A 13,746-nucleotide genomic window follows, 5' to 3' on the forward strand; every position below is an offset into this window, starting at 1 on the left:
ATGATGTCTCCCTGACACGGAGGAGGTCACCGGTTCGAATCCGGTCGGGCCCATTTACAGTTATCATTGAGTCTTATTTTTAATGAATAGGCAGGCAGTATTATTTTAATCGAATAATTATCCCTTTTCATTTTTAATTTCCACACCGGGATATAAGGATAGGGCAACATAATCTACCCTATTTCAACTACGTATGCAAGGTCAAAAATAAAGAGATAATTGGCCCCATCTTTTGCTAAAAGCCATAATATTCATGACTAACAAGACCATGGAAACAATTGTGACCAATATTATATGATAAATATATTCACCAAAACTCAATTTTTTGCCCTCAACAATGTCATTGAATTATTATATTCTTAAACCTATCCTTTGTTGGCTTTGCCTTTCTTGACTTTGTATATCCAGCCAACAATGAGAAAAATTAGAGACAATAAAAATAGTGACTTTCCAATATTGAAGATGTTTGATGTGCTATCTGTGTACACACCAGAGTAATATAAATATAACCCAATCGATACTATAAGAAGAGAAAGTATACCTATATACATCGCGACGGTCATGATCCTGTTTACAGTGTATAGCAGCATGATCTTCCCCTATCTATCCGTATGTCTATCCAATAAAACCATTCTTGATTTCTGCCCCTTTGATTCATCAAGTTCTGGCATTAAACACTTACAGGAATCCCTTTTGCAGTCAATAGTTATAACATGACCTGCAGGCCAGTGTGGGACATGATATAGATTAGCCCGGGTTATGTGATGCTTCCATTGACCTTCAAAGAAAACAATTTCATGACCGCAATTTTTACAGATGCCAAAATTTAAAGTCACCATATATTCTAAATAAGAATATATACCATAAATATAAGAATATTACTCTCTGATGATTGGAATTATTGTATTGGATTAAAACTTTAATAAAATCTGTTAGAGGCCATAATCTTTTGAATTTATTGTATTTAGATTTTCTACCAGTGACCGGTAATTAAATAAATGTTTATACAGACCCTATTTCATTTAAGGTTCCCATTATGAGTTTTAATGTATGGACTGCCATGGCTATTGATGTTATTACGGCCATAATTAAAATTGCCCAGAAAAGTATTGAGCTGAAATAAATATTTAATATTATTTTTAATTTGAAAAAATTAATTAAAAAAATAATAATTAAAATAATTGAATAGGCCACTGAAAAATAAAATAGCCAAACATAGTTTTCATTAATCATGTCATACTTTTTTTTAAGCTCCACAAATCTATTCAATGGCTTATATATATTAATAATATCATTTTCCGCCTCGGGTATCATATCCTTAAATATTTCAAGAACGTTTGAATCGTTTGATGTGCTTAGTTTTTCAAGAAATATCTCAAGATTTTTTATTAAATTATTTTTATATAAAAAATTGAGAAGTCGCTTTAAAAAAAGTAGATCTGTAAGATTTTTTTCTTTATCCATTAATTTAAGCAGATTTTTCATTCTTGTTCTTATGTATAATAAGAAAATAAAAAGAATTGCAAAATATATTATCAGGGTTATGATTTCATAAACCATTATTTTTATATTGGAAATCCACATATTAAATTCATATGTATAAATGTTCCAAATTTTAAATACACAGTTATAATTATATTGAGTTATTTTTTAATAATGTACCAATAAGATAAAACAAACAAGAATGTTTAGAAGTGATAGAATTTAAATCTCTCCAAGTTTTTTTAAATTGGATAAATATTCCCTACCAAACTGTGTGATTTTATATTTTATACCCATCTTTTCTTCAAGAACCTCAATGGTATTAATTTTTATTAAATCGTTAAGTAAATCTGAACAGTACTTGTAATTTAAATTGCATTTATAAACTATTTTTGTTATTGGCATTTTTTCCCTAGAATTCAATATTTCAAGTATTTCCTTTTCTATCTGAATCTTTGATCTTTTTGATTCCCTATCAAAAAAATTTATTTTTGTTTTATTATCGTTTGTCCGTATAATAATATTATACAAACTTGATCTGAAGCTGAGCTGTTTAACTAGTTTAATATCATGTTCATGGGCAATTTTTTTAATGTTGCTATCTACCATTCCAGAGTATATACCAATTTTTGCATATAATGGAATATCTTCCGGAATTTTAATATTTTTTAAAATATTTATCTTATCAATTATGGTTCCCGAAAGAAACAAAACCAAAACTTTCCCCTTTTCTGTTAGTATGATTTTGGCGTTTTCCAACAAAAAATTTGGATTATCAAGACATAAATGTTCAAAATCAAAAACCTGAAGTTCATTATTTTTGTTCATAAATATTAAACATTATCGTATTAATAAAGTTTGTGTTATGATGATTATGATAGATCATTTGTATAATAAAAGCATTTAAATGATTAAATCAGATTGATTTAAGATCATTAAGATATTTAATACCAGTTGCAGTAATTTTATATTTTATACCTCCCTTATAATCTATAAGTTGAATTACCCCTCTGCCGGCAAGATCCTCAAGAAGCTTTATTGCATATTGATAATTTAAATTGCATTTATAGATTATTTTTGTTATGTTCATTCCATCACTTAATTTTATGGCCTCCAGCATCTCACGTATTATAAAGATTTTTTCCCTTCTTTGGATTTTATCAATGCCATGGCCATCGCTGGGACCTGAGCTTTTTTTAATATCTGTCGCCTCTATTGTTTTATAAAAACTTCCATGGTTAATTACTATTTTTCTGCACAGGGTAATATTGTACTTACTGCACATTATCCTTATTTCCGGTGTTATATTACCAGAATATATGCAGATTCTCCTATTAAATGAGCTTCCAGGCACATAATCAATGAACTCCTGAAGTTTTTTCAATTTTTTATTAGATTCCCCGGATAATAAAAGAACCGGTATCCGCTCCTCTCCAGATTTTGATTTTATAACAATATCCGGGATGTAATCTTTACTTAATTTTCCAGGATATTCATTAAATGATTCTTCCCATTCAGAACTGTCGAAAAAAACTGTAAGATTATCACTCATTGTTCACACCTCATTTTTTTATAATTTTCCATTCCTACCACCTCATATTAGTATTCTTCCATGAACCCCGCTTTCCGGGGTATATTAAAATTCCGGCTATTCCAACAAATACAACGGCAAGGACAAGTTTTGAATAAATTAATGCATAACCTAGATATGGAATTGCAAACAAAACGCGTCCCTTAACGTCATATGGTGGAACCGGTTTGGGGTCAGGGGCCGGATTGGCAACACCCTTGGTTCTAAAATACTCATGCCCTCCGATGTGACATATTTTTATAACCTGATGTGCGAAAAGCGTTCCATTTTCCCAGGGGGCATTGAAAACTATTATGTCGCCCACCTTAATTGACTTTGTGTTAATAGGACCAACAACAAGCACAGACCCTGGTTTAATAACAGGATACATGCTTCCTGTGGGGTCTCCTATAACAAAGTAACTGTGTTCAGTTATTCCAGGTGATATTGCAATTGAGAGAATGGTAATAACCACCAGAAGTATTATAATATATTTGGAATTTTTGAGCAATTTTTTAAAATTAATTTTATTACTCCTGAAAATATTTAAAAATTCAAAGGAGTTTTTAATCATAAGATCTGTTAAAAATATTATAAGTGAAAGAGTAATCATCTGCCAGATAAGGTAATAATATTTTGAGATTTCTATAATGATAGGGAAAGATGCAAAAATTGCGAAAATAAGAATAAAAAGTAATGTTGCAAGGAAATTATAAACGCTTTTATTATAAATAAATATAATTGTAATGCCCAGAAAAAATATAAAAATTATATTGAAAACGGCAAATGAGAAGATTGTTTTTGTATTAATCAGGGCACTGTATGGATAATAATAAAGTAAAACAGATGAACCAAAGAGTAAACCTCTGAGCAGGAAACTCTTGATTTTGGTTTCCTTAATTGCCATGAGAATCAGTATAAAAATAAATGCAGTTATGATGGAATAAACAACGCTTGTTAAAAATGGGATTATATAAAAATGAAATACAATTTTTTTAAATACAAGGCCAGGTTCTATTAAAAAAAATTCCATGAACAATGCAAGTATGCCCAGTTTTATTACATCTTTATTAAATTTTATTTTTATTTTGGGTATCAATGGTATAAATATAATAGCCGGTACTATTACAGCTAGCCATGCGTTTTTGGTATAATGTAAAATCATTTGATATGAAAAAATGTATCCAATAATAATAAGAAAAAATGTTTTTTTCATATATTATCACCGTATACATAATTCTTAAAATCGTGAAATACAAAAAATAGGTTTTTTTCTTTTATGTAAAATAACGGTTCATGATATGCGTCTGAAAGTTTAACAAGATCCGAGAATGAATCAACCTTAATAGATGTTCCCCTGGGCATGTATTTAATTTCAATAATTCTGTCTGAGTATTCATCGATGTTTTTATCCATCTCACTCCTCTTTTTTGGGAAGCCCAAAAAGGACAGTGATATTATAACTATTGATGCAATGGATGCTGCCATTATAATGTATCCATAAAGTTGCGGTTCTGGAATTACCGGTTTGCCACCATAGGAATCCTTAACGTCAGTATCGGAGGTCATGCTAGCCGGTTTTCCATAAGATATTGTATATTCTTTATTTGCACCGTTTATTATTATCCCTGTTGATGATGATGTTCCGGTATTTGCGTCAATTATTGTTAAGTTTATATCAATTGCAGGCATGCTGGAAGTATAACCCAGTTCATTATCTATGCTTGCAGCCTTATTGTAAATGCCGGATATATTTAATGGAATAACCATATCATTAATTTCATGGCTCCCGGAAAAGGTAAAACTGCTTGAATTTTGCATAAATATTCTTGTCCACGAGGGTTCAGATGAGACAGCATATACAGTATATTGAATTAAAACCGATTGTGCCTCGGATGCAAGGAAATTTCCGGTTACATATACTGTCATGTTTTTTGATATATTCTTATAAATTACTGATGGGTTATACAGTGTACTAACACTATAAAGGCTGTTATTTTTTAAAGAATCATTAACATTAATCTGAGCATTTGATGCAAAATCTGTAACGTTAATATTTTTTGTATGCTCCCTTGGCTCCATAATTATTATTGATGAGAAAATAATGAGTAATGCAAAAATTACAATTAATGTAATGTATAGTTTTTTGTTCATAAATGTTAAGGGCCGGGAATGTTTTAACTTTTATTTATTAAATATACTTAGTAATGATAAATAATAATTGTTAGTATAATAGCTATGTCTAATATTTTTTGCCAACTTATTTTAAGGATTTATTGTGATAACAGTTATTAAAATATTAGCCTTATTATTATTTTCTTATTTTTTATTAGCCATCAAAAAATTAATTTCTGGTGACTAAATGAATAAAAAGTTAGCCGTATTATTGGTAGTGCCGATTCTCATAGCACTGGGGGGAACCTTTGCGTTCTCCGCATTCTCTGGGAATTCGACTGTTACCATTAATAACACAGCAGGTCATCTGACCTGGGAAAATGAAATGACCCTTATTGGCACCAATGCCAATAACACGCCAATAACCGTTGAGGGGCCAAATGGGCACATATACGAGATAGGAACAGGAGAAGCATACCATAATGCCAATGATTCATATAAGCTCGTTCTAGGCAACCAGTTCTACACAACAGCGACCAGTGGAAAAGAGTTTACTGTCAACGTGACAAACCTTGCGCCTGGTGAGTATGTTGAACTTCAGGCTGTAATAACAAACAATGGAACAGTAGGATTTATGGTATCATCCACCACCACAGCTACAACATCATCAAACGCTACATACAACCCAAATGGACAATCAATAAGCAAAATGCAGGTTTCTCAAGCAGCGTTTATGAATGACCTTGAGAAAAGCACAGGATACATATACAATGTAACTCAGTCATCTGGATTTAACACATCTCTTAGCCCAGAGGGCACAGCAGTAATGGATATATGGATAGGCCTGGGTAACAGCGGCGGTAATGATGTAAACCATTACCAGGGATCTGACTTTTCGCTTACAATAACTCTGGATATTGTATCAGACCCGTAAAAATATTTTTTTAATTTTTTATTTTAACCTTTTAATTTTTTTAAATTAATTGTATAATTTTAATTATATTTGCATTATAAATTTTATAGGTACTTAATTTAAGGTTACCTTAAGAAAAATAAATATATGTTAAAAATTTTGGGATAAGACCATGACCAATAGTCATATTAACAACATTATTTTTAATGAAACATGAATTAATTCAAAAAAGAAAAATATTAATTCTTTTATGACTTAAGCAAGTATGCAGAATTCATTTTATGAGGAAAAAGTTAGCCAGATTCAGAAATCATTTAAAATAGATGAAAAATATGAAAGATGGAAAAATTCAACACTTGCTGACTGGAATAAAAAAACAGGATACAGGGAAAAAAATTACACAAATTCATCTGATTTTAAAATAAAGGAGCTTTACACAAGGGGAGACCTCCCAGAGAATCTTGATGAGGTACTGGGAATGCCTGGAGAATATCCTTACACAAGGGGCGTTTATCCAAACATGTACCGTGGCAAATTATGGACAATGAGGATGTTTTCTGGGTTTGGAACACCTGAGGACACCAATAAAAGGTTAAAGTATCTTATAAGCAATGGTGAAACTGGATTGAGCATAGCCTTTGATATGCCAACACTTTATGGCTACGATTGTGATAACCCACGTGCAGAGGGTGAGGTCGGGAAATGCGGTGTTAATGTTTCTTCTTTGGCTGATATGGAGAGGATATTCGACGGCATAGACCTTTCAAAAATTAGTACATCGATGACAATAAACGCACCTGCCGCAATATTAACCGCAATGTATTTTGTTCTTGCCCAGAAAAAGGGTGTGAATTTAGACAGAATATCTGGAACTGTTCAGGCCGATATACTTAAAGAATACATTGCCCAGAAGGAGTGGATGTATCCCCCTGAGGCCCATATCAGACTTATAAGGGACATGCTTGTCTACTCCACAGAAAATGTTCCGAAATGGAATTACATAAGTGTTTCAGGATACCATATAAGGGAGGCTGGATCAAGTGCAGTTCAGGAGCTTGCATTCACGCTGGCAGATGGATTTTATTATATTGACACAGGCATAGATGCGGGGCTTGATGTGGATAAGTTTGCACCAAGGATGTCGTTCTTTTTCAATTCCTCTATTAACTTCTTTGAGGAAATTGCAAAATTCAGGGCGGCCAGAAGAATATGGGCAACTGTATTAAAGGAAAAATATGGGGCAAAAAATCCAAGAAGCATGCAGTTAAAATTCCATACACAAACTTCAGGATATACACTTACATGGCAGCAGCCATTAAATAATATTGTAAGGACGACAATAGAGGCCATGGCTGCGGTGCTTGGTGGAACCCAGAGTCTCCACACAAATTCATATGACGAGGCCTGGGCACTGCCAACGGATGAGGCTGTGAAGGTTGCATTAAGAACACAGCAGATAATAGCTGAGGAATCCGGCATTGCAGACGTTATAGACCCACTTGGTGGATCATATTATGTTGAAAGGCTTACAAGCGAAATGGAGGAGGCAGTTTATAAATATCTTGATGAGATAGAAAAAATGGGTGGAATACTTAATGCAGTTAAAAAGGGCTATATACAGAAGGAAATAGCCGAGACATCATATAGAAAGCAGCTTAGAATAGAAAACATGGACGACATAGTGGTTGGTGTGAATAAATATGTTGAGGAGGATGAAAAGCCAATTAATATATTAAAAATTGATGAAATAGCAGAAAAAAATCAGGTTAAGAGGCTTAAGGAATTAAAAACAAAAAGGAATAATGAGATGGTATCCAGATCACTGGATAGATTAAGGGATGCGATGCAGGATGAAAAGGTTAACCTTATGCCATATATAATGGACTGTGTTAGAAACTATGCAACCATTGAGGAAATATCAAATGTAGGGAGGGAGATATTTGGAGAGTGGAAAGAACCAAAAATTTATTAAGCCACCAATAAAAGTCCTTCTTGCAAAGCCGGCCATAGATGGACATGACCGTGGGATATTTGTGCTGGCAAGGGCTTTTAGGGACGCTGGAATGGAGGTAATATACGCTGGTTTGCTTCCAACGCCGGAGGAGGTGGTGGACACAGCAGTTAATGAGGATGTGGATGTTATAGCCCTAAGCCTTTTAAATGGAGCACACATGACTGCATTTAAAAAGGTCATGGACATACTTAAAAAGCGTGGAATAAATGATATAGCTGTTGTTGGTGGTGGAATCATACCTGATGAGGATAAGCCAAAACTTGAAAAAATGGGTGTTACCGGAAATTTTGGCCCCGGCACCAGGCTTGATGTAATAATTGACCATGTAACAAAAAGGGCATTAGAGGTAAGGGAACTGAGAAAAAATGAATATAAATGATATTGTAAACGGCATCCTTGCCGGGGATAAAAGGATGATTGCAAGGTCAATTTCATTGATTGAAAATGATGAAAGTGCAAGGGAGGCAATAATAGAAAGGATATACAGCCACGGTAGTGCAAAAATTATAGGCATAACAGGCCCTCCGGGTGTTGGAAAGAGTACAATAATAGGAAATCTGGCGCCAATGCTTGCAAAAACCGGCAAGGTATCAATACTTGCTGTTGATCCTGCAAGTCCATTTTCAGGGGGGTCAATACTGGGAAATAGAATAAGAATGCAGGAGGCATTAAGCAGGTACAATATTTATATGCGGAGTACATCAAATAGGCTTTATGAGGGTGGCCTGTCTGAATATTCATGGGATATAATTAAGGTGATGGAGGCATCAGGCAGTGATTACATTATAGTGGAAACAGTTGGCTCTGGACAGTCTGACCTTGATATAATGAATATAGCTGACATAACCTGTGTAATACTTGCACCAGGACTTGGTGATGAAATACAGGCAGTGAAATCAGGCTTAATGGAGATAGGAAATATTTTTATTGTTAATAAAATGGATAGGGAGGATTCATACATGGCAATTAAAGATATTAGGGAAACGTTAAATATGAGCAATAAGGCAGATATTCCTGTTATTGGACTGAATTCATTGACACTTGAAAATTATGACAGGTTTGTTAAATATATAAATGACTGGGAATACCAGAATAAATATAGAAGAAACGAAAGAAAAATAAAGCAGATAATAATGGAAAAAATTTACAGAATATATTCAGAATACATAAATAATATAGACTCTGCTGATATTGAGAATGAAAACCCGTATTACGCTGCTGAAAAAATAATGAAAAATGTTGCTGGTCAAAAATTTGGTTATCTAGAAAAATAACATAAAGTTTTTGTATACCTAAATAATAGGTTTATTATGTACAGGCCACTTAAATTTTATTCAGACGAATTTATGAAGAATATTAATGACCGCATAAGGGAAATAATGAGCTATGCCTATCCACCAGTTACCATTTATGAGGATGGGGGAGAATTAACTGTAGAGGCAGATCTACCTGGTTTTGACAAGAATAAAATAAAGGTAACGGCAGAAAAAAATGCCCTTATAATAAGGGCTGACAGGGAAATTAAACCCGATGGTAATCTGTATGAAAATCAGAGGCCAGAGAAGGTCTTTAAACGCATTTCTCTTCCCGTTGAGATAGACAGTGAGGCTGATTTTACAGCTAAATACCAGGATGGTGTGTTAACAGTAAAGATACCTGTGAAAAATGTTAAAACGGTTAAAATAGAATAATTTATTTTTTTATATATATTATAAAAAATATTATATCCAGAACCATCAATGGATATGCAATCACAGGATAATTATGGGAGAATATAAAGAGCGATATTAAAATGGCTGATAAAAATATGGTAACCGGTATTTTGTTATTTTTTTGATTTACCGCATCCGTCTGTTCTTCAAGCCTTCTTTTTAAAAGTGGAAGCACATCAAGGCCCTTTTCAATTGATATGACTGATTTTGAGATAAAATCCGAAAGCTCCTTTCTGTAAAGTTCGTTGAGCATGCCCTCATTATACAGTATTTCCTGCAGAACAAGCACAAATTTAAAGTTAGGGTCCAGGGTTTTACATATGCCCTCCAGAAGTGAGGACATCCTCATGTAAAGTACAAGCTCCCTTGGAAGATGAAATGGAAATTCAAAAATGACATTATTTGCAATTTCAAGAAGTTCTGATATATCCATCTCATTTACATTCCTTCCTGACAGATTTGCTATGGATAATTCTATTGCCTTCCTTATTATTCCCCGGTTTGCGGCAGGTGATAATGCGTTTAATTCTAAAAGCGAGTCTATTATAATATCAGGGTCCTTTGTTATAAGTCCATCGTATAGTTTAAGAAGGGAAAATCTTGTTTTATCATCAAGCTTTCCAACCATGCCAAAATCATACAGTATTATGCTGCCCTGTGATGTCACTGCAATATTTCCAGGGTGTGGGTCAGCATGAAATATATCATTTCTTAACAGCATTCTTATAAATGTGAGGTCAAGTTTATAGGCCAGTTTTTTTGTATCAATGCCTGCCTCTTTTAAGCCTTTGACATCTGTTATTTTAATTCCTGGCAAATATTCAAGGATTATAACCTCACGTGAAACAAAAAATATTTCCGGTATAATTATTCCATATTTTGAAATATTTGATTTTATCCTTCTCAGATTTTCGGCCTCTATAAAATAATTGGCCTCATCATATATTCTAACAGAAAAATCTGAAATAACACTGGATATGCTTATATAAAGGTAGTTATCAATAAATCTTTTGAATAGCCTGAGCAGCCTTTTAATGATTATTAAATCTCTTTGAAGTATGTATGTAATATTATAACGGTTAACCTTAACAACAGCATCACGGTTTTTATATCTGGCAATATACACCTGACCCAATGATGCACCAGATATTGCATTTTCATTGAATTGCTCGAAATTCTCCTCGATCCTTCCAACATTTTTTTCAATAATTTTCCTTGCCAGAGTAAAGTCATCAGGTGGGACATTATCCTGAAGGTCCTCAAAGGCCTTTAGATATTCCTTGGGAAGCAGATCCGGTCTTGCAGATAGAACCTGCCCAAGTTTTATAAATGTGGGGCCAAGCTCAATAAACACATTCACTGCCTTTCTTCCATTTTTTTCTATTAAATAATCATATTCCTCACTTTTTTTTGATTTTTTTCTATCCCTAAGAAACCGTCTAAATACAGGAAGCAGTTTAATCATATATTTTATTTCCAGTTTTCTTATATCCTTAATTTCATCCGGCAAATGTATCCCCCTAATATTATTTTTAATGCATTCATACAATTATATTAACATTGTATTAAATTATTTAATAAGGCATTAATATGCTATCTTAAATAATCAAAATATGCTTAAACTTTCCGTATTGCCATTTAACGATTTACTTTTATATAAAAAAAATCTTGCAAAAAGCATATATGAATGTAATAAATTACAAAATATGCGAAATATAGAGGTATCACCGTCAATAATTTCTTCCGATTTATCAGATCTAAAGAGTGAAATTAAAAAATGCGAGGATGCAGGTGCAGGTTCATTTCATCTTGATGTAATGGATGGAAATTTTGTGGATAATATAACAATGGGACCTGATCTTATCAGGGCAGTAAGGAAATCAACAAAGCTTAGACTTGATGCGCATTTAATGATAAACCGCCCAGATAAATATTACAGAGATTTTTTATCTGCCGGTGCGGATGTTCTTTTAATTCATTATGAATCTCCCGTGGATATAGGGGAACTTATAAATAAGTTTGAAAGGGATGGTATAAGGTACGGAATTGTAATAAACCCAGATACAGAGTTTAGAAAGGTTAAAAAATACCTTCCAGGATCTGAGATCTTATTAATAATGTCTGTTTATCCTGGCTTTTCGGGTCAAAAATTTATAAACAGTATAATTCCCAAAATAAAGGAGGCCTCTGATTATATTAAATCAGAACATTTAAAAACAAGAATAGAGGTGGATGGTGGAATTAATGATATAACCGGAAAACAGTGCGTTGAAAATGGTGCTGATATCCTTGTATCAGCATCCTACATTTTTAACAATGATATATATAAGAGCATTCAAACATTAAAAAATTTATAGATTTAATATTATCCTTCCAGTTTCCCTGTTTGTAAAATCCTCCAGCGCCTTTTTAATGTTCCACAAACTGTATTCCATGTACACAGGAAGATAGAACCTGTTTAAACTCATTATTTTTAGTAATTCGTAAAGATCCTGTCTTGTTCCACCTGTGGACCCAATAATCTGCTTTTCATTTGTATATATATCTGCTATATCGGCCTCAAAATTTCTTCCGGTTAAAACACCGTATGTAATTAATTTACCGCGCCTTTTTACATGCTTCAATGACTCTGAAAGAAGGCCATTGCCAAGAGGGTTAATAACAGTATCTGCCTGAAAATCATCAGGTATTTTATTAAATACGGTTATGCCGAATTTGCCAAGCTCATTTTTCCTTGAATACACATACACATCAAGGCCCATTATCCTTGCAATCTGGACTGTAAAAATTCCTGTGTTTCCAGCACCATAAACCAGTATTTTGGAGCCCGGTGCAGGCCTGGCCATTTTAATTGCGCGGTATGCTGTTAATGCACCTATACCTATGCTAACAGCAGTGTTATCATCTATTACATCCGGAACCTTAAAAAGATTTTTTTCATCCACTGATATGTATTCGGAATATCCGCCATTGGTCACAACTCCCCATATTCCACCATTATAGCATAAATGTTCATTTCCAGAAATACACATTTCGCAGCTTCCGTCAAATATTCGATTATAAACTATTACACGGTCTCCTTTTTTAATATTTTTTCCATCCTCCATGGCAATTCCCATAATTTCTGAACCAGGTATATGAGGCATTGGTGACACACCATAAACAACCTTTCCGGCTATTAGGTTGTAATCAAGTGGATTAAGCCCTGCCTTTTTAACCATAACCTTTATTCCGCCGGATGGTTCATCCACATCCCTTATCTCTAGGTTTTCAGCGCCAAAATTGTTAATTACTACAGCCTTCATGATATATAAATAATAAAAAACTAATAAATTTTAGTATGTGACATTAACATTGATTTAAATCTGGGCAATTTCTGTGGGTATAGGATTTATCATTGCATACAGAGCCGGACATGCCTTCCTTGATGCTATTAAAATATCCCTGATGTCCTTATCGGATTCAACATCTATTTTTATAGATTTTATTATTGGGAAATTTGAATCCTCAACAACTGGACCTATGTCATAATATAAATGACCTGTGAAATTTAACTTATTTAGCCTGACACCCCTCTTTGCAGCCTGTATTGCCACGGTGGATGCAAAACATGACATAACACCCATCATTAAATAATTAAGCGGCGTTGCATGTGTGCCCTGACCGCCAAGAACGCCGGGTTCATCAGCACCCAGTATAAATTTTGCCTTTTCTGATGATAATTCTGCTGTAAACATCGGACTTCCTTCAAAATGGAATTCACCTTTTATATGTTTTTCCGATCCGAAATGACCACCATTTTCATGCACCTTTTTAGATGTTTGCTCAAGTTTCTCCATATCTATATTATTTATAATTTTCACCATTTTATATCAAAAATTAAATATCATGCCAAATTTAAATATTGTTAAATGGAAAATAATAAAATAACATAAAAATA

The 13,746-nt window shown here is 33.3% G+C and carries 14 protein-coding genes; 6 read left to right on the plus strand and 8 right to left on the minus strand.

The features are described 5' to 3' along the window. Positions 1–1,002 precede the first annotated feature (1,002 nt). The 5 genes from AOG54_RS04580 to AOG54_RS04600 form a co-directional block, all read right to left on the minus strand. Positions 1,003–1,560, minus strand: a complete 558-nt coding sequence (locus tag AOG54_RS04580; RefSeq protein ID WP_156324212.1) for a hypothetical protein — start codon at positions 1,558–1,560, stop codon at positions 1,003–1,005. 144 nt (positions 1,561–1,704) lie between these two features. Continuing rightward, positions 1,705–2,310, minus strand: coding sequence for a winged helix-turn-helix domain-containing protein (locus tag AOG54_RS04585; RefSeq protein ID WP_054963892.1), 606 nt, complete (start codon positions 2,308–2,310; stop codon positions 1,705–1,707). 88 nt (positions 2,311–2,398) lie between these two features. Beyond that, positions 2,399–3,034: a winged helix-turn-helix domain-containing protein gene (locus tag AOG54_RS04590; protein WP_054963893.1), complete on the minus strand. Its 636-nt coding sequence runs from the start codon at positions 3,032–3,034 to the stop codon at positions 2,399–2,401. A gap of 34 nt (positions 3,035–3,068) precedes the next feature. Next, the gene (locus AOG54_RS04595; RefSeq protein WP_055032488.1) at positions 3,069–4,268 is read right to left on the minus strand and encodes a signal peptidase I; all 1,200 of its coding nucleotides are present in this window, start codon (positions 4,266–4,268) and stop codon (positions 3,069–3,071) included. After that, a complete protein-coding gene (locus AOG54_RS04600; protein WP_054963895.1) occupies positions 4,265–5,206 on the minus strand; it encodes a DUF5305 family protein in 942 nt (313 codons plus the stop codon). The genes AOG54_RS04595 and AOG54_RS04600 overlap by 4 nt, the downstream gene beginning before the upstream one ends. Positions 5,207–5,444: 238 nt before the next feature. Between AOG54_RS04600 and AOG54_RS04605 the strand changes: the two genes are divergently transcribed. The 5 genes from AOG54_RS04605 to hsp14 all read left to right on the plus strand — a co-directional run bounded on the left by AOG54_RS04605 (position 5,445) and on the right by hsp14 (position 9,785). Continuing rightward, positions 5,445–6,101, plus strand: coding sequence for a hypothetical protein (locus AOG54_RS04605; protein ID WP_236692466.1), 657 nt, complete (start codon positions 5,445–5,447; stop codon positions 6,099–6,101). A gap of 244 nt (positions 6,102–6,345) precedes the next feature. Then, positions 6,346–8,052, plus strand: coding sequence for an acyl-CoA mutase large subunit family protein (locus AOG54_RS04610; RefSeq protein ID WP_055032490.1), 1,707 nt, complete (start codon positions 6,346–6,348; stop codon positions 8,050–8,052). Continuing rightward, the gene (locus AOG54_RS04615) at positions 8,021–8,473 is read left to right on the plus strand and encodes a cobalamin B12-binding domain-containing protein (RefSeq protein ID WP_054964082.1); all 453 of its coding nucleotides are present in this window, start codon (positions 8,021–8,023) and stop codon (positions 8,471–8,473) included. The genes AOG54_RS04610 and AOG54_RS04615 overlap by 32 nt, the downstream gene beginning before the upstream one ends. Continuing rightward, positions 8,460–9,368: an ArgK/MeaB family GTPase gene (locus tag AOG54_RS04620; RefSeq protein ID WP_054964081.1), complete on the plus strand. Its 909-nt coding sequence runs from the start codon at positions 8,460–8,462 to the stop codon at positions 9,366–9,368. Before AOG54_RS04615 ends, AOG54_RS04620 begins: the two co-directional genes overlap by 14 nt. 36 nt (positions 9,369–9,404) lie before the next feature. Next, positions 9,405–9,785 carry an archaeal heat shock protein Hsp14 gene (gene hsp14 / locus AOG54_RS04625; protein WP_052656759.1) on the plus strand — a complete coding sequence of 127 codons (381 nt, stop codon included), beginning with the start codon at positions 9,405–9,407 and terminating at the stop codon, positions 9,783–9,785. Position 9,786: 1 nt separating this feature from the next. Here hsp14 and AOG54_RS04630 read toward each other — a convergent pair whose 3' ends face one another. After that, complete coding sequence (locus AOG54_RS04630; RefSeq protein WP_156324213.1) at positions 9,787–11,316, minus strand: ABC1 kinase family protein; 1,530 nt, start codon at positions 11,314–11,316, stop codon at positions 9,787–9,789. A 196-nt stretch (positions 11,317–11,512) separates the two neighbouring features. On the opposite strand from AOG54_RS04630, the gene rpe reads away from it, so the two are divergent. After that, positions 11,513–12,163 carry a ribulose-phosphate 3-epimerase gene (gene rpe, locus AOG54_RS04635; RefSeq protein ID WP_054964084.1) on the plus strand — a complete coding sequence of 217 codons (651 nt, stop codon included), beginning with the start codon at positions 11,513–11,515 and terminating at the stop codon, positions 12,161–12,163. On the opposite strand, the gene AOG54_RS04640 is transcribed toward rpe, so the two are convergent. Further along, on the minus strand, positions 12,158–13,111 hold the full coding sequence (locus AOG54_RS04640) for an alcohol dehydrogenase catalytic domain-containing protein (RefSeq protein ID WP_055032491.1): 954 nt from the start codon (positions 13,109–13,111) through the stop codon (positions 12,158–12,160). The two genes, rpe and AOG54_RS04640, sit on opposite strands and share 6 nt — an antisense overlap. A 54-nt stretch (positions 13,112–13,165) precedes the next feature. After that, positions 13,166–13,672, minus strand: a complete 507-nt coding sequence (locus tag AOG54_RS04645) for an OsmC family protein (protein ID WP_048101674.1) — start codon at positions 13,670–13,672, stop codon at positions 13,166–13,168. Positions 13,673–13,746 lie beyond the last annotated feature (74 nt).

Origin of the sequence: Acidiplasma aeolicum (assembly GCF_001402945.1) — an archaeon.
In the GTDB taxonomy this organism is placed as follows: Archaea; Thermoplasmatota; Thermoplasmata; order Thermoplasmatales; family Thermoplasmataceae; genus Acidiplasma; species Acidiplasma aeolicum.

Bases quoted from the DNA above. Each gene is read 5' to 3' on its own strand.
- AOG54_RS04580 (WP_156324212.1), bottom strand. From the start codon at position 1,560: ATGGTTTATGAAATCATAACCCTGATAATATATTTTGCAATTCTTTTT.
- AOG54_RS04585 (WP_054963892.1), bottom strand. From the start codon at position 2,310: ATGAACAAAAATAATGAACTTCAGGTTTTTGATTTTGAACATTTATGT.
- AOG54_RS04590 (WP_054963893.1), bottom strand. From the start codon at position 3,034: ATGAGTGATAATCTTACAGTTTTTTTCGACAGTTCTGAATGGGAAGAA.
- AOG54_RS04595 (WP_055032488.1), bottom strand. From the start codon at position 4,268: ATGAAAAAAACATTTTTTCTTATTATTATTGGATACATTTTTTCATAT.
- AOG54_RS04600 (WP_054963895.1), bottom strand. From the start codon at position 5,206: ATGAACAAAAAACTATACATTACATTAATTGTAATTTTTGCATTACTC.
- AOG54_RS04610 (WP_055032490.1), top strand. From the start codon at position 6,346: ATGCAGAATTCATTTTATGAGGAAAAAGTTAGCCAGATTCAGAAATCA.
- AOG54_RS04620 (WP_054964081.1), top strand. From the start codon at position 8,460: ATGAATATAAATGATATTGTAAACGGCATCCTTGCCGGGGATAAAAGG.
- hsp14 (WP_052656759.1), top strand. From the start codon at position 9,405: ATGTACAGGCCACTTAAATTTTATTCAGACGAATTTATGAAGAATATT.
- rpe (WP_054964084.1), top strand. From the start codon at position 11,513: ATGCGAAATATAGAGGTATCACCGTCAATAATTTCTTCCGATTTATCA.
- AOG54_RS04640 (WP_055032491.1), bottom strand. From the start codon at position 13,111: ATGAAGGCTGTAGTAATTAACAATTTTGGCGCTGAAAACCTAGAGATA.
- AOG54_RS04645 (WP_048101674.1), bottom strand. From the start codon at position 13,672: ATGGTGAAAATTATAAATAATATAGATATGGAGAAACTTGAGCAAACA.